Here is a 21,095-nt window from a genome sequence, read left to right as displayed (position 1 = left end):
AAAAAAACGGACCATAAGGTCCGCTTTTTTTAGTAAGAATTGTTAACTTGGCTGCGTTTTATATTGGACTGATGCCAACCCGCGACCAAATCATCAGATAAGAGGATTAATCCATCTCATCCATCCAGCACAAAATAATAGCCTCTAAGATTTTTTCATTCGAGTGGTTAGGCTCGTCGTCGAACTCTTCAAGGTCTAGCACCCATTGATGCAGATCGGTAAAACGTACCGTTTTAGGATCAGTATCAGGGTACAAATCACATAGCTCAATTGCGATATCTCGCGAATCAATCCACTTCAAGCTCATAACACTTCCTTATATTTATCAGCGACGCTCTGTCACCTTTATGATCTATATTCTAGGCCAGTTTTCTTAGTATGTTTGTCTAAGCAATAACTCTCTCAGTCATCGCTGTATTAGCCATGACTGAGAACAGGTTCTTAATGGTCTTCAGAAGCCAGGTTCAACGTGTACTTTGGAATCTCTACAACAAGATCCGTATCAGCCACTTTAGCTTGGCAACCCAAGCGAGATTCCATCTCTAAGCCCCATGCTTTATCTAGCATGTCGTCTTCTAGATCATCACTCTCTTCTAAAGAATCAAAACCTTCACGAATCACAACGTGACATGTTGTACATGCACACGATTTTTCACATGCGTGTTCAATACCAATACCGGCCTTCAATGCAACATCAAGAACCGTCTCACCAGTTTTTGCTTCTAAAACAGCGCCTTCTGGACATAGATCTTCGTGAGGTAAAACAATAATCTTTGGCATGTTTATCTATTCTCTAACTATTAAATATTATCGACTGACTGACCTGACAGTGCAGCACGAATTGATTTATCCATACGACGAGAAGCAAAGTCTTGGCTCGCTTTGTCGGTATTCTTAATTTCTAGTTCAATAGCATCAGCGTTGTCGCCATTACGCACTTCAATCAGTGCTTCAATCGCTTGAACAAGTTGTTGTTTGCCTTGCTCATCAAGTAGCTCGTCACCGTCGGCTTGCATTGCAGCGATAAGGCCTTCGATAACGCGATCCGCTTCTACGCGTTGCTCAGCAAGAGCACGCGCTTGCATGTCTTCTTTTGCAAACGTCATCGAATCTTTCAGCATGCTAGCCACTTCGTTGTCGCTTAGACCGTAAGAAGGCTTAACTTGGATTTCAGCTTGAACGCCAGTGCTCTTCTCCATTGCGGTAACTGATAGCAGGCCATCAGCATCCACTTGGTAAGTAACACGAATATGAGCAGCACCTGCAGTCATCGGCGGGATGCCTTTCAGAGCAAATCGAGCCAGTGAACGACAGTCATCAACCATCTCACGCTCGCCTTGCACGGTGTGTACTGTCATTGCAGTTTGACCGTCTTTGAACGTGGTAAACTCTTGTGCACGAGCAACTGGGATCGTGGTATTACGAGGGATGATCTTTTCGACTAAGCCACCCATGGTTTCGATACCCAGTGACAGAGGGATAACATCCAATAGCAGCATCTCAGAGTCAGGCTTGTTGCCAACTAAGATATCCGCTTGAATCGATGCGCCAATCGCAACCACTTCATCAGGGTTAATACTGGTTAATGGAGTACGACCAAAGAAGCCACCGACCATTTCACGAACAAGTAAGGTACGAGTTGAACCACCTACCATCACGACTTCTAGTACTTCATCCGCGTCAACTTCCGCATCTTTCAGTGCTCGGCGGCACGAAAGCAGCGTTTTCTTAACTAGTGGCTTGATGATCTCTTCGAACTCTTCACGAGTTAAAGAGCCAGACCAACCTAGTGCTTCAACATTAACGCTTTCAGCTTCAGATAAGCCAATCTTCGCTTCTGTTGCTGCGTCTAGAAGAATACGGTTCTGTTCTGCTGTCAGCTCTAACAAGCCCATTTGCTCTTGGAAATGATCCGCAATTAAATGGTCAAAGTCATCGCCGCCTAATGCAGAGTCACCACCGGTTGCTAAAACTTCGAAGACACCTTTAGAAAGGCGTAGGATAGAGATATCAAACGTACCACCGCCTAAGTCATAAACAGCGATTACCCCTTCTTTACCTGAATCCAAGCCATAAGCAATCGCAGCTGCAGTGGGTTCATTAAGAAGACGTAACACATGAAGACCAGCAAGTTGCGCTGCGTCTTTGGTACCTGCACGTTGTGCATCATCAAAGTACGCAGGGACGGTAATCACGGCACCAGCCAATTCACCACCTAACGTCGACTCAGCACGTTGACCGAGTGCACGAAGAATATCTGCAGATACTTGAATTGGGTTCTTATTTCCTTGCGCTGTGTTAATCACAGGCAGGCCATTATCACTTTCTTCAAACTGATATGGCAGAGATGGGTATCGCTGTTGAATATCTGACAGTGAACGACCGATTAATCGCTTAACTGAGATAATGGTATTTTTAGGATCAGTTTGTGCATTTACACGCGCTTCATCACCAGTGGTGTACGACTCTGACTGATAGTGAACAACGGAAGGGAGAATACTGCGACCTTGTTGATCAACAAGCGTGCTTGCCTCACCACTGCGCACTGACGCAACCAATGAGTTTGTTGTACCTAAATCAATACCCACTGCAAGCTTGTGCTGGTGAGGAGCGGCGCTTTGCCCTGGTTCTGCAATCTGAAGTAGTGCCATGGATGTGTCCTTGTTATACGAACTAGCCGATCAAACGATCTTCAACTAACTCGATTTCATTCTTTAATTTTGCAATAAACTTAAGCTTTCTTACTCGGTCTGCAGCTTCTAACCAAGCTTCGCTGTCGAGTTCTTGTTGGATAGCGCTTAATTGTTGTTTATACATTTTGCTAACCTTTCCTTCAAATGCAAACAAAGCATCTTCAGGATCAGAACTGTCGGCGATATCTTCCAGCTCTTCACGCAATTCCATTTGCTCCATCAGGAACATAGGATCTTGCATAGTCTGCTGCTCACCACGAATATCCTCACCATGTTGAACTAACAGGTATTCAGCGCGGCTGACTGGATTTTTCAACACCTGGTACGCATCATTGATTTGCGCAGCTTTTTGCACAGCCAGCAAGCGATCTCGCTCAGAAGCCGTGGCAAATTTATCAGGGTGGAATTGGCGTTGCAGATCTCTAAACTGAGAAGAAAGAAGGCTACCATCCAGTTGAAACTGAAGTGGTAGCCCAAATAATTCGAAATGATTCATGTAACGGTGGTCCTAAGTTTAGGCTCTTTACTTAGAGCCTAATTTTATTCTTCGCTCATTATAAACGCTCAACGATTGAGGCGTTTATACATTGAAGCTCTCACCACAACCACATTCGCCTTTCGCGTTAGGGTTGTTGAATTCAAAACCTTCGTTTAGGCCTTCTTTTACGTAATCAAGCTCAGTACCGTCTAGGTAAACTAGGCTTTTTGGATCAATGATGACCTTAACACCTGAATGCTCGAACACTTCGTCTTCTTCGTTGAGCTCGTCAACGAATTCCAGTACATACGCCATACCCGAACAGCCAGTAGTTTTTACCGCTAAGCGCAACCCGATACCTTTACCTCGGTTATCTAGGAAAGCTTGAACTCGGCTTGCTGCCGTATCTGTCATGGTGATGGCCATACTACAACCTTGTGTTTTATATAAATTGAGAACTCAGGGGGAGCACAAAGGGTGCTCCCAAATATTACTTTTTTGAAGTGATTACGTTGTAGAAACGATTAGTGCTTCTTTTTGTAATCCGCAACCGCTGCTTTGATTGCATCTTCAGCAAGAATTGAACAGTGAACTTTCACTGGTGGCAACTCTAGCTCTTCTGCGATTTCAGAGTTTTTAATAGCAGCTGCTTCATCAATACTTTTACCTTTAACCCACTCAGTGACTAGTGAGCTAGAAGCGATTGCGCTACCGCAACCGTAAGTCTTGAATTTTGCGTCTTCAATAATACCTTCTGCAGATACTTTGATTTGCAGTTTCATTACGTCACCACAAGCTGGTGCGCCAACCATGCCGCTACCTACACTTGGATCTTCTTTATCAAACGAACCTACGTTACGTGGGTTTTCGTAGTGATCAATTACTTTTTCGCTATATGCCATGATAGTTACCTCGAATCCTCTATTTCCGTGAGATTAGTGATGAGCCCACTCAACAGTGTTCAAATCAATCCCTTCTTTATACATATCCCATAGAGGAGACATGTCGCGTAATTTATTTACTGCTACACGGATTTGTGCAATCGCGTAGTCGATTTCTTCTTCCGTAGTGAAACGGCCGAATGAAAAACGTACTGAGCTGTGTGCCAGTTCATCGTTTAAGCCAAGAGCGCGTAAAACGTATGAAGGCTCAAGACTCGCTGATGTACATGCAGAACCTGATGATACCGCTAAGTCTTTTAAAGACATAAGCAGAGATTCACCTTCAACGAAAGCAAAGCTCACGTTTAGGTTATGTGGTACACGTTGATCTAAGTCGCCATTTACCGTTACTGCTTCTAGATCTTGAACCCCTTTCAATAGGCGCTCACGAAGTGCTAGTGCGTGATCGTAATCTTTCTGCATGTCTTGTTTAGCGATAGCAAACGCTTCGCCCATACCCACGATTTGGTGAGTAGCAAGCGTACCAGAACGGAAACCACGTTCATGACCGCCACCGTGCATTTGCGCTTCAAGGCGAATACGTGGCTTACGACGAACGTACAAAGCGCCGATGCCTTTAGGGCCGTATGCTTTGTGTGCAGACATAGAGATAAGATCAACTTTCATCTCTTTTACATCTAGTGGGATTTTACCCGCAGACTGAGCCGCATCAACGTGGAAGATGATCTTGCGTGAACGACATAATTCGCCGATTGCAGAGATATCTTGGATTACACCAATCTCGTTGTTTACGTGCATGATAGAAACAAGAACCGTATCTTCACGCATTGCTGCTTGTAGCTTGTCTAAATCAATGATGCCGTTTGCTTCAGGCTCAAGGTAAGTCACCTCAAAACCTTCACGCTCTAGTTGGCGACATGGATCAAGAACCGCTTTATGTTCTGTTTTACACGTGATTACGTGCTTACCTTTCTTCTCGTAAAAGTGCGCTGCACCTTTGATAGCAAGGTTGTCTGACTCTGTAGCACCTGACGTGAAAACAATCTCACGTGGGTCTGCATTTAGTAGATCGGCAATTTGCTCACGAGCATTATCTACTGATTCTTCTGCCTGCCAGCCGTAACGGTGTGAACGAGATGCAGGGTTACCGAAGTTACCGTCCATCGTCATGCACTGAACCATTTTTTCAGCAACACGTGGATCGACTGGGCATGTAGCTGAATAGTCAAAGTAAATAGGCAGTTTCATTTTCTACTCCAATGTAAAAACTGACCGCTAAGAGCGGGCATTAACACCGTGAGGTGCTGCACTAATCGTTGTAGTGCTCGTATTTTTATGTGCAAAACCATTATTAACCGCAAGATCGATATCTTGACGATCAGAAATCTCTAAAACTTCGTTATCTTTCATTAGCTCACCGAGCGTAATGTCATTTAAGAAGCTGCTGATTCGGGAGCTTAAATCACGCCAAAGAGTGTGAGTTAAACAACGACTACCACCTTGGCAATCTGCTCGACCGTGACACTTAGTTGCATCAACTGATTCGTCTACTGCAGCAATTACAGTTCCGACAGCGATGTCGCTCGCTTCAGCACCTAAACGGTAACCACCGCCAGGACCACGAACACTAGCAACTAAGCCAGCTTTACGTAACTTAGAAAATAGCTGTTCTAAGTAAGATAATGAGATGCCCTGTCGCTCTGAAATATCAGCCAGAGGAACTGGGCTTTTTTGCGAATGCAGTGCTACATCTAGCATAGCTGTTACCGCATATCTTCCTTTAGATGTAAGTTTCATATCACACCGAATCCACATTGTTTATGTGGTTGGAATCTTCCCATACCTGACTAAATTGGTCAAGTATTTAGTTGACTATTTTAGTCAAGTATTCACCCTTAGGGTTTGTGTGGTTTTTATTTGTCGTTTTTGCTCTTCTCAATTGAAGTCAAAATGCCGCGTAGAGTGTTGATCTCTTGCAACTCTGGACGAGCTCGACTGAACAGACGACGTAGTTTATTCATCACCTGACCTGGCTTATCCTTAGAGATAAATTGGGTATCAATGATCACTTTTTCAAGGTGCTCATAGAACATTTCTAGTTCTTCGTGACGAGGGTACTCATCTTGTTGCTGTGGCTGATATTGGCTAGCGACCATATCAAGGTGAGCTACACGCACTTCGTAGCTCAGAGTCTGCACTGCCATTGCTAGGTTTAGCGAGCTGTATTCAGGGTTAGCTGGGATACATACATGGAAGTGGCACTTCTGAAGCTCATCGTTAGTCAAACCAGTACGTTCACGGCCGAACACTAATGCGACTGGGTGCTTTTGACCTTCAATCGCAAACTTTTGTCCACACTCACGAGGCTCAAGCATTGGCCATTCAAGCGTACGTGAACGTGCACTCGAACCAACCACCAAACCACAGTCTTTTACGGCTTCGTCTAATGTAGAAACGATGGTCGCGTTTTCTGCGATGTCACCTGCACCCGCAGCCAGTGCTAAGGTCTGCTCGTCAACTTCACATTGAGGGTCTACAAGAACTAATTGACTCAAACCCATCACTTTCATTGCGCGAGCTGCTGATCCGATATTTCCCGAATGAGACGTACCAACCAGAACGACTTTTACATTGTCTAACATGCTATATGACACCACTTTAAAAATAATCGCGAGATATTAACACATAGCAAAGTAAAATGGTCAGACCCTTCGCGTAATGTGAAACCAAGAGTTCAAAAAATAACCACTTCCCTTTTGGTAAAACTTTGGTATACTCGCCGCCGCTTTAAATTGTTCTTTAACATCTTGTGGGAAAAACCATATGCATCCAATGCTAAACATTGCGATACGCGCTGCGCGTAAAGCTGGCAACCATATTGCTAAATCTCTAGAAACAACTGATAAGATCGAATCGTCTCTAAAAGGTAACAACGATTACGTTACTAACATTGCTCAAGAAGCTGAGTACATGATCATTGAGACAATCAAAGCATCTTACCCAGAGCACAGCATTATTTCTGAAGAGAAAGGCCTGACTGAAGGTAAAGACTCTGATGTACAATGGATCGTTGACCCACTGGATGGCACCAACAACTTTGTAAAAGGTTTCCCTCACTTCTCTGTATCTATCGCTGTTCGCATGAACGGTCGTACAGAAGTTGCTTGTGTTTATGACCCAATGCTAAACGAGCTATTCACAGCTCAACGTGGCGCTGGCGCTCAACTTAACAACGCTCGTATGCGTGTTACTCAACTAAAAGACCTTCAAGGTACTGTTCTAGCGACTGGTTTCCCATTCAAGCAAAAACAACACTCTGAATCTTTCATGAAGATCATCTCTGGTCTATTCATCGACTGTGCTGATTTCCGTCGTACAGGTTCTCCTGCTCTTGACCTATGTTACCTAGCAGCTGGCCGTGTTGATGGTTACCTAGAACTTGGCCTTAAGCCATGGGATCTAGCAGCTGGCGATCTAATCGCTCGTGAAGCTGGTGCTATCATGACTGACTTTGCTGGCGGTACTGATTACATGACTTCTGGTAATGTTGTTGCTTCAAGCGCACGTGGTGTTAAGTCTATTCTTAAGCACGTTCGTGAGAACGCTAACGAAGGTATGCTGAAGTAATTCAGACCTTACGTTAACGCTCCCTATTTTAAGGGCGCATAAAAATTCCAAAGCCTCGCTATATAGCTATAGCGAGGCTTTTTTGTATCTGCGATACGAGATACGAGATACGAGATACGAGATACGAGATACGAGATACGAGATACGAGATACGAGATACGAGATACGAGATACGAGATACGAGCAGGATGGCGGTTAGTTGCGACGAGCACAACGCACTTCGCCGATAAATTACGTTGAGTTTATCGACAGAATACAGTCGTAAAAAAACCGCTAGTTGCCTAGCGGTTTTTTTGGTTCAGCGAAAATTGTTAAGCCAAGGCCTAAGGCATTTCGTCAAACTCTTCACCTTCTTTATCCACTTGTGGTGGCATTAGGTGTTCACGCGTAATACCCAACTTCATAGCCAGTGCAGATGCAACGTAGATAGAAGAGTAAGTACCAACCGTAATACCCAGTAGAAGTGCAGTCGCGAAGCCGTGAATCATAGCGCCGCCCTGAGCGAACAGCGCGATAACTACGAATAACGTTGTACCAGAAGTAATCAATGTACGGCTCAATGTTTGTGTGATTGAGCTGTTCAGTACTTCAGGTGCTTCACCCTTACGCATCTTGCGGAAGTTCTCACGAATACGGTCAAATACGACTATGGTATCGTTGAGGGAATAACCGACTACCGTTAGCAAGGCTGCTACGATGGTAAGATCCACCTCAATTTGCATTAGAGAGAACACACCCAGTGTGATGATAACGTCGTGCGCCAGTGCTAGTACCGCACCTGCTGCCAAACGCCATTCGAATCGCACTGACACATAGATCAAGATACAGATCAGAGAAACAAGGATAGCAAGGCCACCCGCTTCTGTTAGCTCGTCACCCACATTAGGGCCAACGAACTCGATACGACGCATCTCAACTTGCTCACCAGTACCATTCTCAATTGCAGAAAGGATTTGGTTACCAAGCGTTTCGCCCGCTACGCCATCACGTGGACGTAAACGAACCATCACATCACGAGCTGAACCGAAGTTCTGTACCGTTGCATCACCAAAGCCTTCGGCTTCTAGTGCACTACGAATATCAGGAAGGTGTGCCGGTTGTTCAAAACCAACTTCAATCAGAGTACCGCCAGTAAAATCTAGCCCCCAGTTCAACGATTTCGTTGTTAGGGTGAAGATAGCAGTACCAATCATCAAGATAGAAAAAACAAAGGCAACCTTTGACCAACGCATAAAGTCGATCATTTTGTCTGCTTTTAGAATCTGAAACATATTAATTCCTAGCCTTAGATCGACAGTTTTTTAACGCGTTTGCCGCCATACATCAGGTTCACGATACAACGTGTTCCGACAATAGCTGTAAACATTGAAGTCAAGATACCGATAGACAGCGTTACCGCGAAGCCTTTGATAGCACCAGTACCCACAGCAAATAGAATAATTGCTGTTAGTAGTGTGGTGATGTTGGCATCGGCGATTGTGCTGAATGCGTTCGCGTAACCTTGGTGAATCGCTTGTTGTGGACTGCGTCCATCTCGAAGCTCTTCACGTATACGCTCAAAGATCAGAACGTTCGCATCAACCGCCATACCGACCGTTAATACGATACCGGCAATACCTGGCAGGGTCATGGTAGCCCCCGGAATCATCGACATCACACCGATAATCAACACCAAGTTAGCCATTAGCGCAACGTTCGCAATCAGACCAAAGCTACGGTAGTAAAGCAGTGTAAACAGCATTACAGCAGCCATACCCCAAACCATCGCCATGATACCCATATCGATGTTTTGCTGACCCATAGATGGACCAATCGTACGTTCTTCTACAATCGAGATAGGCGCAATCAATGCACCAGCACGCAGTAGAAGTGCCAAGTTATGAGCTTCAGCCGTTGAATCGATACCCGTAATACGGAAGTTACGGCCTAGCGCAGATTGAATCGTCGCTTGGTTAATCACTTCTTCGTGCTTACTCAAGATAACTCGACCTTCCGGTGTTTTACGACCGCTGTCTTTGTACTCTGCAAATACCGTTGCCATTAGCTTACCGATATTCTGACGAGAGAATGCAGACATCTTGCTACCACCTTCGCTGTCTAGCGAGATGTTAACTTGAGGACGACCATATTCATCAACACTTGAGCTTGCATCAGTAATACTTGAGCCGCCTAGAATAACGCGCTTCTTAAGTACCACAGGACGACCATCACGATCTTGCTTGATTTCGCTACCCGCAGGGGCACGACCAGAAGCGGCAGCGGCTAAGTCAGCACTGCTATCCACTTCACGGAACTCAAGCGTCGCGGTAGCACCAAGAATTTCTTTAGCGCGAGCCGTGTCTTGAACACCAGGCAATTCCACTACGATACGGCTAGAGCCTTGACGTTGAACCAAAGGTTCAGCAACACCAAGTTCGTTAACACGGTTACGTAGAATGGTAATGTTTTGCTCTACCGCATAGTTGCGGATTTCTTGAAGACGAGCCTCTGTGAAGCTAGCAACCAAAGAAAAACGACCATTAGATTCAGAATCTACAAACGTCATGTCTTGGTGCTTAGATTGCAGTAGCGATTTAGCTTCAGCAAGTTGCTCGGCGTTACGTAGAATCACTTCAACCGCATCTTTACCAGACGGGCGAATTGCACGGTAACGGATTTTCTCTTCACGAAGTTCACTACGGAACGCTTCTTCTTGTTGGCCAACCAGCTTTTGCATCGCAGCGTCCATATCCACTTCCATCAAGAAGTGAACACCACCACGTAGGTCAAGACCAAGTTTCATTGGTGCAGCACCAATAGATTCAAGCCAATCAGGAGTTGAAGCCGCTAAGTTTAAAGCAACGATTACATCTTCATCTAATGCTTCAGTGATGACATCACGGGCACTGATTTGAGAGTCTGTATCGTTAAAGCGAACAAGAATGGAACCGTTTTCTAGAGCAACGGATTTAGTAGAAAGGTTTTCAGCTTCAAGAGCATTGGTGACAGCATCCAGCGTAGACATATCTACAGAGGCGCCGCGCGCCCCTGTAACTTGAACTGCCGGATCTTCACCGTATATATTCGGAAGTGCGTACAACGCAGCGATGGCGATAGTAAACACCACCATCAGGTACTTCCATAACGGGTAACGGTTTAGCACAGCGAGGATCCTCTAGCTGTTTATAGAGATTTCAGAGTACCTTTTGGTAGCACTGCTGTAACGAAGTCTTTCTTGATAACTACTTCGTTGTTTGCATTCAGTTCGATAGCAACGTAGTCGCTGTCTTCTGCAATCTTAGTGATCTTGCCGATTAGGCCGCCGCTTGTAAGAACTTCATCGCCTTTGCCCATAGAAGACATAAGGTTCTTGTGCTCTTTAACACGCTTAGCTTGTGGACGGTAGATCATGAAGTAGAAGATCACAGCGAACATACCTAGCATGATAAGCATTTCGAAACCGCCGCCTGCTGGTGCACCTTCTGCTGCTGCGTGAGCTTGAGAAATAAACATTTAAAACATCCTCTATTATATTTTCGTAATTGTTTGTCTAATTGGGTCGCATCCCTTTATTTTCAAGCCCCATCACTCGGAAGAGAGATAGGGCTCGCAAAAAAGAAATACTAAGATTCTTTACCTAGTGGTGGCACTTCACGCCCCATTCTTGCGTAGAACTCTGCAACGAACTCTTCAAAGCGGTCTTCATCGATAGACTGACGAATGTCTGACATTACTCGTTGATAGAAACGCAGGTTATGAATCGTGTTCAGTCGAGCACCTAGGATTTCGTTACAACGATCCAAATGGTGTAAGTACGACTTGCTGTAGTTCTTACAAGTGTAACAGTCACACTCTGAATCTAGTGGTGTTGTATCGGTTTTATGCTTCGCATTACGGATCTTGATCACACCTTCAGTCACAAACAGGTGGCCGTTACGTGCATTTCGCGTTGGCATTACACAGTCAAACATGTCGATACCGCGACGAACACCTTCAACCAAGTCTTCCGGTTTGCCTACGCCCATTAGGTAACGTGGCTTATCTTCTGGCAGTTGAGGACATGTGTGCTCAAGAATGCGGTGCATATCTTCTTTTGGTTCGCCTACTGCTAGGCCACCTACTGCGTAACCGTCAAAACCAATTTCTGTTAGGCCTTTAACGGATACATCACGAAGGTCTTCGTACACGCCACCTTGAACGATACCGAACAGTGAGTTCGGGTTTTCAAGTTTGTCGAAGTGGTTACGTGAACGCTCAGCCCAACGAAGAGACATCTCCATTGAGTCTTTTGCTTCTTTGTGTGTCGCAGGGTAAGGCGTACACTCATCGAAGATCATTACGATGTCTGAACCTAAATCTTTTTGGATTTCCATAGACTTCTCAGCGTCCATGAAGATCTTGTCACCGTTTACAGGGTTACGGAAATGAACACCCTCTTCAGTGATTTTACGCATTGCACCTAGGCTGAATACTTGAAAGCCGCCTGAATCAGTCAGGATAGGACCGTGCCAGTTCATGAAATCGTGCAGGTCACCGTGCATTTTCATGATTTCTTGACCAGGACGTAGCCATAGGTGGAATGTGTTACCTAATAGGATTTCAGCACCTGTGTCTTTTACTTCTTCAGGTGTCATACCTTTAACAGTACCGTAAGTACCTACAGGCATGAATGCTGGGGTTTCAACGGTACCGCGTTCAAACTGAAGTTGACCACGACGTGCGCCGCTATTAGTTTTTTTAAGTTCGTATTTTAATTTCACGAAGCCTCCAATATGCCAGAGAAACAATCTGACTGTTAATTCAGAACCTTAGGCCAAACAAAAGTTCAGTCTAGTGGGTTCTATGAGGAGCGGTCGCGTATTCCTTGCGAGAGATTAGACAGACACCCTGCCCGACTCCTAGCTTACTGCTAGCACCCGTAAATTTTTGTATCGCTTAAACCTGCTTAAATTAGCTCGTTTTCTTATTGATGAACATAGCATCGCCGTAGCTGAAGAAACGGTATTCGCTCTTCACTGCGTGATCGTATGCGCCCATCACATTGTCGTAGCCAGCAAATGCACTCACCAACATAATCAGTGTTGATTCTGGCAAGTGGAAGTTGGTAATCAAGCAATCCACCAACTGGTATTCATAGCCAGGGAAGATGAAGATTTCTGTATCACCAAAGAAAGGAACGAGCTCAGTGCCTTTCTTCAATGCATCTTGAGCTGCACTTTCTAGTGAGCGTACTGATGTTGTACCAACAGCAATAATACGGCCGCCACGGGCTTTTGCTGCAGCTACGGCGTCAACCACTTCTTGCGGCACTTCAACGTACTCAGCATGCATGTGGTGATCGTTAATATTATCAACTTTTACTGGCTGGAACGTACCAGCACCAACATGAAGCGTCACGTAAGCAAACTCAACACCTTTTTCTTTCATGTCAGCCATTAGCTTGTCATCAAAGTGAAGGCCTGCTGTTGGCGCTGCAACCGCACCCGGCTTTTCATTATAGACAGTCTGGTAGCGCTCTTTATCTGCATCTTCATCAGGACGATCGATGTAAGGAGGCAGTGGCATGTGACCAACACTGTTAAGAATCTCTAAAACGCTTTGATCAGATGTGAAATGGATTTCGAATAACGCATCGTGACGCGCCACCATTTCAGCTTCATATTCATCGTTCTCACCAAGGAACAACTTGGTACCCGGCTTCGGTGATTTAGAACAACGAACATGCGCAAGAATGCTTTTCTCATCAAGCATACGTTCAACCAGCACTTCAAGCTTACCGCCTGATGCCTTGCGACCAAATACACGAGCTGGAATCACTCGAGTGTTATTGAAAACAACAAGATCGCCTGGCTCAACCAAGTCTAAAACGTCTTTAAACGAACCATCAGCTAGGTTACCGCTGTTGCCATCTAATTTAAGCAGGCGGCTTGCTGTACGCTCCTCTTGAGGGTAGCGAGCAATGAGTTCATCTGGTAGGTCAAAGTGAAAATCTGAAACTTGCATGTGTCTAGTCTTGTCTTAGTTGATGAGATTTGTGCCGTTGACGAATCATAAATCGTAGTTGCTGGATAATCGTTACGGTAAGTCAATCGTTACCAGAAACACATCGCAAACACGACTAAAAATTTCGCAGTGGGCTAGTATAGGCACACGAGCCGCAATAGCAAGGTTTACAGCACTGGATTATTGTAAAGAGGCGTAAAATAATGCGACTGATTCACCTCCTCAAGCTAAAGAATTAGTTGCATAAAACTCACCCAAGAATGCGTCAGATCTCAGTTATTTTTTGGATAAAAAACTATAGTAATAGCAACAAATAAAAAAGAAGGAGGTTCGTATGATCAAGGTTGAAGATATGATGACTCGCAACCCTCATACCCTATTGCGCTCACACTCACTGGCCGATGCTAAGCACATGATGGAAGCACTTGATATCCGCCATATTCCGGTCGTCGATTCCGACAGGCAACTACTAGGTGTCGTCACACAACGAGACGTTCTCGCCGCTCAAGAATCCAGCCTACAAAACATCCCACAAGCTCAATCTTTTACTCTTGCTACTCCCCTCAACGACATCATGCACAAAAGTGTTATGTCGGTAGAGCCGCGTGCAGGATTAAAAGAATCGGCTATCTACATGCAGAAACATAAAGTGGGCTGTTTACCTGTCGTAGAAAACCACGAACTAGTAGGCATTATTACAGACAGCGATTTTGTCACGATAGCGATCAATTTACTGGAGCTGCAAGAAGAAGTAGAGCCAGAAGAAGCAGAAGTAGAGTAACGCTCGGAATTGATATAAAGAAGAGCGGCCAATTCAGCCGCTCAGAGGGATTGTTGTCGCAGCGGATTATTATAGAAGCTCAGATACCACATCCGCTAATTGATGGAATGTCTCACGACGCGAAGAGCTTGGTCGCCAGACAAGGCCAATATCTCGGTAGGCCTGCTGACCAGGAGGATCGATCACAACGAGATTCTGGTTTTCCAATAAACCGTGGTCGATCGCCATTTGCGGAATAAAGGTGGTTCCTAAACCATTGGCCACCATTTGCACCAATGTGTGAAGGCTCGTCGCAGTGAACGGGTTGATCTTCTCTTTATCCGTTAACTTACAAGCCGACACAGCATGCTCGGTTAAGCAATGCTCGTTCTCCAACAAAAATACAGATTCGTCTGGCAGGTCATCGTATTTAATCGGAACGCGAATACCATCAGCTTGATTGCGACTGATCACCATCCGGAAAGGGTCTTGCCCAACAACTTGGCTTTCCATATTGTCGATATCGACAGGCAAAGCCAGAATCAGCACATCTAAATCTCCATGACGCAGCGCAGCCAATAGGTTGGTCGTTGTGTCTTCACGTAACAGCAAATTTAATTGTGGAAAGCGCTGGTTGGCTTCCTGTACCAAATCGCACAAAAGGAACGGCGCTATAGTAGGAATACACCCGACTCGCAGCTGCCCTTGCATCGCATCCCCGTTACATAGATTTCCAAGCTCTACGAGATCTTGTCCTTTCGCTAGTAGCTCTCGACCGTGCTTGACCACCAGCTCACCTGCTTGCGTGAAAACTAGCGGGCTCTTTTTATCTTTCTTCTCATAAAGCGGGCAACCAATCAGCTCTTCTAGGTTTTGAATGCCTTTACTTAGCGTAGATTGACTGACGAAACAGCGATCTGCGGCATCACTGAAATGACGAGTTTCGTGAAGAGTAACAAGATAGTGAAGTTGCTTAAGACTTGGCCATTTATTCATGAAATTACTTTGTAATATGAGTAGGATAAGTTAGGTAAAGGTCATTCGACCTAAGGACAGGACAAAGAATAAGCTTATCGCTTTTTTCGATTAACTTAATCTATTTAATTCGCTTTTTTCTATAGTACCGATTGTACTATAGTTTGTCCCGTAGAAACGGAGCCCAAACAAAGATGTGTTGGGCCAACTAATTTTTTAGGAGATTCCAAAATGGTACTAGTAGGTCGTCAAGCCCCTGACTTTACTGCAGCAGCTGTTCTAGGTAACGGTGAGATCGTTGATAACTTCAACTTCGCAGAATTCACTAAAGGTAAGAAAGCTGTAGTTTTCTTCTACCCACTAGACTTCACTTTCGTTTGTCCTTCAGAGCTAATCGCTTTCGACAACCGTCTTGAAGATTTCCAAGCTAAAGGCGTTGAAGTAATCGGTGTTTCTATCGATTCTCAATTCTCTCACAACGCATGGCGTAACACTGCTATCGCTGATGGCGGTATCGGTCAAGTTAAATACCCTCTAATTGCTGACGTTAAGCACGAGATCTGCAAAGCATACGATGTTGAGCACCCAGAAGCAGGCGTTGCTTTCCGTGGTTCTTTCCTAATCGACGCTGACGGTCTTGTACGTCACCAAGTAGTTAACGATCTTCCACTAGGTCGTAACATCGACGAAATGCTACGCATGGTAGACGCACTAAACTTCCACGAGAAGAACGGTGAAGTTTGTCCTGCACAATGGGAAGAAGGCAAATCAGGTATGGACGCATCTCCAAAAGGTGTTGCAGCATTCCTATCTGAGCACGCTGACGACCTAAGCAAGTAATTACCTCTTAAGCCCGAACTCAACGCGGGTTAATGGTTGGAAGATTCTCTTTAAAGAGACATAAAGCATAAGCTAATAGCGCAAAGCGCACCGCCAATCAGTTAAGAAGTAAAGTCCTATTAAAAGCCCGAAGTTAACGCTTCGGGCTTTTTGTTTTCCCCCTCCTCGCTCCCCTAGACTGACTCTTGTAATAGATAATTGAGGTAGCGATAAACCTAAACTTTACCTCTATTTTCCCTTATCCCCATCTATTCAGAATCACACCTAGATTGCTATTATTTCATCAGTATCTTTTTGAACGGATAAACACGATGAACACCGAAATTGAAGTCTGTATCGATAACTTAGAATCTCTTCATACCGCACTATCTGGTGGCGCGAATCGAATTGAGCTTTGCTCTTCATTAGCACTTGGCGGATTAACTCCAAGCTTCGGAATGATGAAACAAGCGGCAATAGTTTCGTCGGTTCCGGTCTACGCTATGATACGCCCAAGACAAGGCGACTTCATTTTCGATAACGACGATATGCTCTGTATGCTTGAAGATATTGAAGCTTGCGCAAATGCAGGATTGGATGGGGTCGTACTTGGTGTGTTAGCGCCGAACGGAAGTATTGATATGCCAAAGATGCAACAACTGGCTGACAAAGCGCACTCGTTAAAGCTTGGGATTACCTTCCACAGAGCCATCGATCAAAGCTCTGATTTCCAAGCAGCATTAGAACAAATCATTACACTTGGATGCGAAAGAGTCCTGACATCAGGGCTTGCTGCTAATGCTGAGCAAGGTATCGATGTATTGGCTGCAATGGTCAAACAAGCCGATGGACGAATTGATATCATGGCGGGGGCTGGCGTTAACGCTGCGAATGCCAAAATGATTCAAAGCGCTACCCAAGTACCTGCTCTTCACCTTTCAGGTAAATCGACAAGGCCGAGTCTAATGGAAAACAACTCAAGTGCTCAAATGGGCAGTGATAATATTGATGATTATCAGATCCCAGTGACAGATGCGAGTAAGATATCTGATGTGAGAGCCGCCCTCACCGCTTAGGGCAATAGTCGCCAACATAAATCCAGAGAACCTCGCTGACTAATCTAACTGACTGACGTATATTAGATTTAATAGCGCAGAAAATTTTCATGGATAGATATGGCTAAAGACTTATTCAGCTCTCTTGATTTAAACCTGTTACGAAGCAAAACATGTTTGGAAGAAACCAAATCCACGGCTTTCAGGCTGAAATTGGCGTGGCAAGTTATGACGGTACGAAAACGCGCTCAGGCGAAGTAGAAGAGAAAACAACACATGGTATAAGCCTAGGCGGGGCCTACGTTTACCAAGCGACACCAATGCTTGGATTACGTGCTGGTGTTGATATGAATATTTTTGATCACAACAAAACCTTTGTGCCTTACGACACAACGGTCAATTTCAATCTTGGTGCAATAATTAGCTTCTAAAGATAAGCTCTATTTTAGTGCGTCATCAAGGCTTTGATCGCCTAGGTGACGTACATCTTTACCCTTCACAAAGTAAATAATGTATTCGCAGATATTTTGGCAGCGGTCTCCCACTCGCTCAATCGCACGCGCTGACCACATCACCTGCAAAATATTAGGGATGTTCTTAGGGTCTTCCATCATATAGGTCATTAACTGACGAATAACGGCCTCGTACTCCGCATCCAACTTATCATCAAGCTTGTGAACTTCAGCTGCCGCATCAACATCCATACGAGCAAAAGCATCTAATACTTGGTGAAGCATGGTGATAGCCTGACGGCAAAGAGGCTCTAAAGATACGTGGAATTTCTGCTCTTTGGTTGAAGGGATCTCAATAGCACCTTGCGCAATTTTAGAAGCAACATCGCCAATACGTTCCAGATCGGTAATCGTTTTGATGATCGCCATAATCAAACGCAGATCCTTCGCTGTCGGCTGACGCTTTGCAATGATTCGAGTACAAGCCTCATCAATCGACACTTCCATCGCATTCACTTTGTGGTCATCACGAATCACTTTTTTGGCCAATTCAACATCGTCTTTATGAAGCGCCTGCATTGCAAACGAGAGTTGCTGCTCCACTAACCCGCCCATGGTCAATACATGAGTACGGATCGATTCTAACTCGACATTGAATTGCCCTGAAATGTGGCGACCGAAATGCATACTTGCTCCTTGAAAGAAATGAATAAAGCCGTTTATTTCAGAGTGACTTAGCTCTAGATGGCACGAACTTAAACGCTAGCCATACCTACCAGTAATGTAGTCTTCCGTTTGATTTTTCAATGGCGAAGTAAATATCGAATCGGTATCTGAGTACTCGATCAACTTCCCCATATGGATAAAAGCAGTATGGTCACTCACACGCGCCGCTTGTTGCATGTTATGAGTAACAATAACCACGGTGTATTGCGTTTTGAGATCGTTGATCAACTCTTCAATCGTCAAAGTAGAAATCGGATCGAGTGCCGATGTCGGCTCATCTAACAACAGCACTTCAGGCTCAATCGCAACCGCACGAGCGATAACCAAACGCTGCTGTTGACCGCCAGATAAACCAAAAGCATTCTCATGCAACCGATCTTTCACTTCATCCCATAACGCAGCAGCGCGCAGAGAGCGTTCAACCGCATCATCAAGGTCTCGGCTGTTGCTAACGCCTTGTAGCCTCAAGCCATAAACCACATTCTCATAGATAGATTTAGGAAAAGGGTTTGGACGCTGGAATACCATACCCACACGGCGTCGTAAGGTCGCAACATCCACCTTAGGGTGATAGACGTTCTTGCCATGAAGCTTCACTTTCCCGGAAACCTTACAGCCTTCAACAAGATCGTTCATGCGATTAATGCAGCGCAGCAGAGTCGACTTACCACACCCAGAAGGGCCGATAAACGCCGTCACCTGCCCCTTCGGGATCTGCATCGAGATATCATCAAGTGCTTGGCTCTCTTTATAGTAAAGATTTAGCCCTTCGATCGAGATAGCAATTTGCTCATCCTTCAGATTGTGAACATCAAGTGGTGCTTGGTAACCCAAGGTTTCATTAATCGAGAACATCTAATCTTGTCCTAAGGTTCGGTATTTTTCACGCAAGTTATTACGGATATTGATGGCTGTTAAGTTCAACCCAACAATCACCGTAACCAATAAAAATGAAGTCGCATACACTAAAGGTCGTGCCGCTTCGATATTAGAGGTTTGAAAACCAACATCATAGATATGAAAGCCTAAATGCATGAACTTTCTATCTAAGTGTAAATACGGAAACTGACCATCGACTGGCAAGCTAGATGCCAATTTAACAACACCCACCAGCATAAGTGGTGCAACTTCCCCCGCGGCTCTCGCGATTGCCAAAATTAAACCAGTGATAATCGCTGGGCTTGCCATCGGTAAAACAATGCGCCAAAGCGTCTCAAATTGAGTCGCACCAAGCGCTAATGAACCGTGCCTCACTGCACTAGGAATACGCGTTAAGCCCTCTTCCGTGGTTACGATAACGACTGGAAGCGTCAAGACCGCTAAGGTTAGTGCTGACCAAAGTAGACCCGGCGTACCAAATGTCGGTGCTGGCAATCGCTCTGCATAGAACAACGTATCAATCGAGCCACCAATGGTATAGACGAAAAAGCCTAAACCAAAAACGCCATACACAATCGACGGTACACCCGCCAAGTTAATCACGGCGATACGAATTAAACGTGTTAGTGCGTTGTTTTTTGCGTATTCATGAAGATATATCGCAGCGACCACGCCAAGAGGCATCACGACGATCGACATGAGAATAACCAACAGTACTGTACCGAAAATGGCAGGGAATACACCGCCTTCAGAGTTTGAGTCTCGTGGGTTCTCTGATAAGAACTTCCAAACTTGTTTGCCCCAGTGCCCAACCTTTTCTAGGTAAGACATATTATTTGGGTACCAATAATCCAGAATGTGACTTAGCGAAATCTCGACCTGCTCGCCTGTCATATCCTCAACGAGTAAGCTTTCGACATTAAGTTGCGTTCTAAGGTGCTCAAGCTTAACTTCGGCTTCACCTAACTGGCGGTTTAATTCCAGTTTAGTTTGAGTATAGGTTTTAAGGTATTCATCGCTCACTGACTCATTGAGTTCAAGCTTACGCTTTTCTAAGCGCAGGTTTTCCAATTGCCAGCTGATATTGCGAATTTCTTGGTTCACGACACGCGACGTTTCTTTACGTAGCGCATCAGCGAACGCCAAGCCTTGTTCGAGCTTTTGGTCTATGTTCGAATCAAAGGTGCCAGAAGCGGTTTTAAAACCCACCGGTTTACCAAAGAAATAACCACCTCGACTTCGTTCAATCACAATCCAATCAAGCGGCGTTGTTGGTTCACGTAAATTGACATCCAGAATGGAAACAAAATCCGCAGGGTACAGTTCTCTGTTGGCGACTTTGATACTTAAGCGCTGAATTAGTCCTGTCGACAAATTTTGAGGCGACAAAAGGTCATGGACTTGTGGAACTTGCTCTATCGGGATGTATTTACGTTCATACAACTGGCCAATCAATACATCTTGTTTTGATACGGTTTCGTCCAGATCAACCACTAACGATAAGTCTTTGGAGTCGACTTGCCATTGATACAAAGGAGCAGGCCAAAAATAGGTTAAACCCTTCCAGCCAATCAACAGCATTAGGCCAAGAACAGAAAGCATACTGATGCTCACCGCCCCGCCCGTAAGCCAGATCCACGGAGATCCCGATTTAACCCAAGATAATAATGACTTCAGTTTGTTCATCATGATCGACCTTGCTCTTGACGTGCTGAAACCAAGAAACAGCCAAGTTCGCGAGATACGC

General features: G+C 45.0%; 22 protein-coding genes and 1 pseudogene. 5 read left to right on the top strand and 18 right to left on the bottom strand.

Going from position 1 to position 21,095, the window contains the following annotated elements:
• Positions 1 to 106: 106 nt before the first annotated feature.
• The 9 genes from iscX to trmJ form a co-directional block, all read right to left on the bottom strand.
• Positions 107 to 307, bottom strand: coding sequence for a Fe-S cluster assembly protein IscX (gene iscX / locus BCU07_RS01415; protein ID WP_004740335.1), 201 nt, complete (start codon positions 305 to 307; stop codon positions 107 to 109).
• Between the two features lie 134 nt (positions 308 to 441).
• Entirely contained in the window at positions 442 to 780 is a 339-nt protein-coding gene (gene fdx / locus BCU07_RS01410; protein ID WP_010440525.1) for an ISC system 2Fe-2S type ferredoxin, read from the bottom strand.
• 20 nt (positions 781 to 800) lie between these two features.
• Complete coding sequence (gene hscA / locus BCU07_RS01405; RefSeq protein ID WP_017062518.1) at positions 801 to 2,651, bottom strand: Fe-S protein assembly chaperone HscA; 1,851 nt, start codon at positions 2,649 to 2,651, stop codon at positions 801 to 803.
• A gap of 22 nt (positions 2,652 to 2,673) precedes the next feature.
• Positions 2,674 to 3,189: a co-chaperone HscB gene (gene hscB / locus BCU07_RS01400; protein WP_010440522.1), complete on the bottom strand. Its 516-nt coding sequence runs from the start codon at positions 3,187 to 3,189 to the stop codon at positions 2,674 to 2,676.
• A gap of 84 nt (positions 3,190 to 3,273) precedes the next feature.
• On the bottom strand, positions 3,274 to 3,597 hold the full coding sequence (gene iscA / locus BCU07_RS01395; RefSeq protein ID WP_010440519.1) for an iron-sulfur cluster assembly protein IscA: 324 nt from the start codon (positions 3,595 to 3,597) through the stop codon (positions 3,274 to 3,276).
• Positions 3,598 to 3,695: 98 nt separating this feature from the next.
• Positions 3,696 to 4,073 (bottom strand): Fe-S cluster assembly scaffold IscU, encoded by a 378-nt coding sequence (gene iscU, locus BCU07_RS01390; RefSeq protein WP_004735094.1) that lies wholly within the window; start codon positions 4,071 to 4,073, stop codon positions 3,696 to 3,698.
• Positions 4,074 to 4,106: 33 nt separating this feature from the next.
• A complete protein-coding gene (locus tag BCU07_RS01385) occupies positions 4,107 to 5,321 on the bottom strand; it encodes an IscS subfamily cysteine desulfurase (RefSeq protein WP_050644450.1) in 1,215 nt (404 codons plus the stop codon).
• A gap of 27 nt (positions 5,322 to 5,348) precedes the next feature.
• On the bottom strand, positions 5,349 to 5,870 hold the full coding sequence (gene iscR / locus BCU07_RS01380; RefSeq protein ID WP_010440512.1) for a Fe-S cluster assembly transcriptional regulator IscR: 522 nt from the start codon (positions 5,868 to 5,870) through the stop codon (positions 5,349 to 5,351).
• A gap of 116 nt (positions 5,871 to 5,986) precedes the next feature.
• Positions 5,987 to 6,715: a tRNA (cytosine(32)/uridine(32)-2'-O)-methyltransferase TrmJ gene (gene trmJ / locus BCU07_RS01375; protein WP_017062835.1), complete on the bottom strand. Its 729-nt coding sequence runs from the start codon at positions 6,713 to 6,715 to the stop codon at positions 5,987 to 5,989.
• 181 nt (positions 6,716 to 6,896) lie between these two features.
• Between trmJ and suhB the strand changes: the two genes are divergently transcribed.
• On the top strand, positions 6,897 to 7,700 hold the full coding sequence (gene suhB / locus BCU07_RS01370) for an inositol-1-monophosphatase (RefSeq protein WP_017062836.1): 804 nt from the start codon (positions 6,897 to 6,899) through the stop codon (positions 7,698 to 7,700).
• Between the two features lie 323 nt (positions 7,701 to 8,023).
• Here the strand turns inward: suhB and secF are convergent, their stop codons facing one another.
• The 5 genes from secF to queA all read right to left on the bottom strand — a co-directional run bounded on the left by secF (position 8,024) and on the right by queA (position 13,682).
• Positions 8,024 to 8,971 (bottom strand): protein translocase subunit SecF, encoded by a 948-nt coding sequence (gene secF / locus BCU07_RS01365; RefSeq protein WP_017066793.1) that lies wholly within the window; start codon positions 8,969 to 8,971, stop codon positions 8,024 to 8,026.
• Positions 8,972 to 8,985: 14 nt separating this feature from the next.
• Positions 8,986 to 10,842, bottom strand: a complete 1,857-nt coding sequence (gene secD / locus BCU07_RS01360; RefSeq protein WP_081325187.1) for a protein translocase subunit SecD — start codon at positions 10,840 to 10,842, stop codon at positions 8,986 to 8,988.
• A 20-nt stretch (positions 10,843 to 10,862) separates the two neighbouring features.
• Positions 10,863 to 11,192 carry a preprotein translocase subunit YajC gene (gene yajC, locus BCU07_RS01355; RefSeq protein ID WP_010440492.1) on the bottom strand — a complete coding sequence of 110 codons (330 nt, stop codon included), beginning with the start codon at positions 11,190 to 11,192 and terminating at the stop codon, positions 10,863 to 10,865.
• 110 nt (positions 11,193 to 11,302) lie between these two features.
• Complete coding sequence (gene tgt / locus BCU07_RS01350) at positions 11,303 to 12,439, bottom strand: tRNA guanosine(34) transglycosylase Tgt (protein WP_017056177.1); 1,137 nt, start codon at positions 12,437 to 12,439, stop codon at positions 11,303 to 11,305.
• Between the two features lie 190 nt (positions 12,440 to 12,629).
• Positions 12,630 to 13,682 (bottom strand): tRNA preQ1(34) S-adenosylmethionine ribosyltransferase-isomerase QueA, encoded by a 1,053-nt coding sequence (gene queA, locus BCU07_RS01345; RefSeq protein ID WP_017062523.1) that lies wholly within the window; start codon positions 13,680 to 13,682, stop codon positions 12,630 to 12,632.
• Positions 13,683 to 14,016: 334 nt separating this feature from the next.
• On the opposite strand from queA, the gene BCU07_RS01340 reads away from it, so the two are divergent.
• The gene (locus BCU07_RS01340) at positions 14,017 to 14,463 is read left to right on the top strand and encodes a CBS domain-containing protein (RefSeq protein WP_017062524.1); all 447 of its coding nucleotides are present in this window, start codon (positions 14,017 to 14,019) and stop codon (positions 14,461 to 14,463) included.
• 69 nt (positions 14,464 to 14,532) lie between these two features.
• On the opposite strand, the gene BCU07_RS01335 is transcribed toward BCU07_RS01340, so the two are convergent.
• Positions 14,533 to 15,438: a hydrogen peroxide-inducible genes activator gene (locus BCU07_RS01335; RefSeq protein ID WP_017062525.1), complete on the bottom strand. Its 906-nt coding sequence runs from the start codon at positions 15,436 to 15,438 to the stop codon at positions 14,533 to 14,535.
• 210 nt (positions 15,439 to 15,648) lie between these two features.
• Here BCU07_RS01335 and BCU07_RS01330 point away from each other — a divergent pair, with 210 nt between their 5' ends.
• The 3 genes and pseudogenes from BCU07_RS01330 to BCU07_RS01320 all read left to right on the top strand — a co-directional run.
• A complete protein-coding gene (locus BCU07_RS01330) occupies positions 15,649 to 16,257 on the top strand; it encodes a peroxiredoxin C (protein ID WP_017062526.1) in 609 nt (202 codons plus the stop codon).
• Positions 16,258 to 16,568: 311 nt separating this feature from the next.
• A complete protein-coding gene (locus tag BCU07_RS01325) occupies positions 16,569 to 17,312 on the top strand; it encodes a copper homeostasis protein CutC (protein ID WP_017062527.1) in 744 nt (247 codons plus the stop codon).
• Between the two features lie 146 nt (positions 17,313 to 17,458).
• Positions 17,459 to 17,722, top strand: a pseudogene (locus tag BCU07_RS01320) (hypothetical protein); the annotation flags it as partial.
• 9 nt (positions 17,723 to 17,731) lie between these two features.
• Here the strand turns inward: BCU07_RS01320 and phoU are convergent.
• The 3 genes from phoU to pstA all read right to left on the bottom strand — a co-directional run bounded on the left by phoU (position 17,732) and on the right by pstA (position 21,034).
• Positions 17,732 to 18,430 carry a phosphate signaling complex protein PhoU gene (phoU, locus tag BCU07_RS01315; RefSeq protein ID WP_009848270.1) on the bottom strand — a complete coding sequence of 233 codons (699 nt, stop codon included), beginning with the start codon at positions 18,428 to 18,430 and terminating at the stop codon, positions 17,732 to 17,734.
• A gap of 75 nt (positions 18,431 to 18,505) precedes the next feature.
• Positions 18,506 to 19,324, bottom strand: coding sequence for a phosphate ABC transporter ATP-binding protein PstB (gene pstB, locus BCU07_RS01310; RefSeq protein WP_009848269.1), 819 nt, complete (start codon positions 19,322 to 19,324; stop codon positions 18,506 to 18,508).
• On the bottom strand, positions 19,325 to 21,034 hold the full coding sequence (gene pstA, locus BCU07_RS01305; RefSeq protein ID WP_102429036.1) for a phosphate ABC transporter permease PstA: 1,710 nt from the start codon (positions 21,032 to 21,034) through the stop codon (positions 19,325 to 19,327). It lies immediately after the preceding gene.
• Positions 21,035 to 21,095 lie beyond the last annotated feature (61 nt).

Source organism: Vibrio sp. 10N.261.54.E10 (assembly GCF_002877735.2).
In the GTDB taxonomy this organism is placed as follows: domain Bacteria; phylum Pseudomonadota; class Gammaproteobacteria; order Enterobacterales; family Vibrionaceae; genus Vibrio; species Vibrio crassostreae_C.
This window is presented reverse-complemented; position numbering and strand designations above follow the sequence as displayed.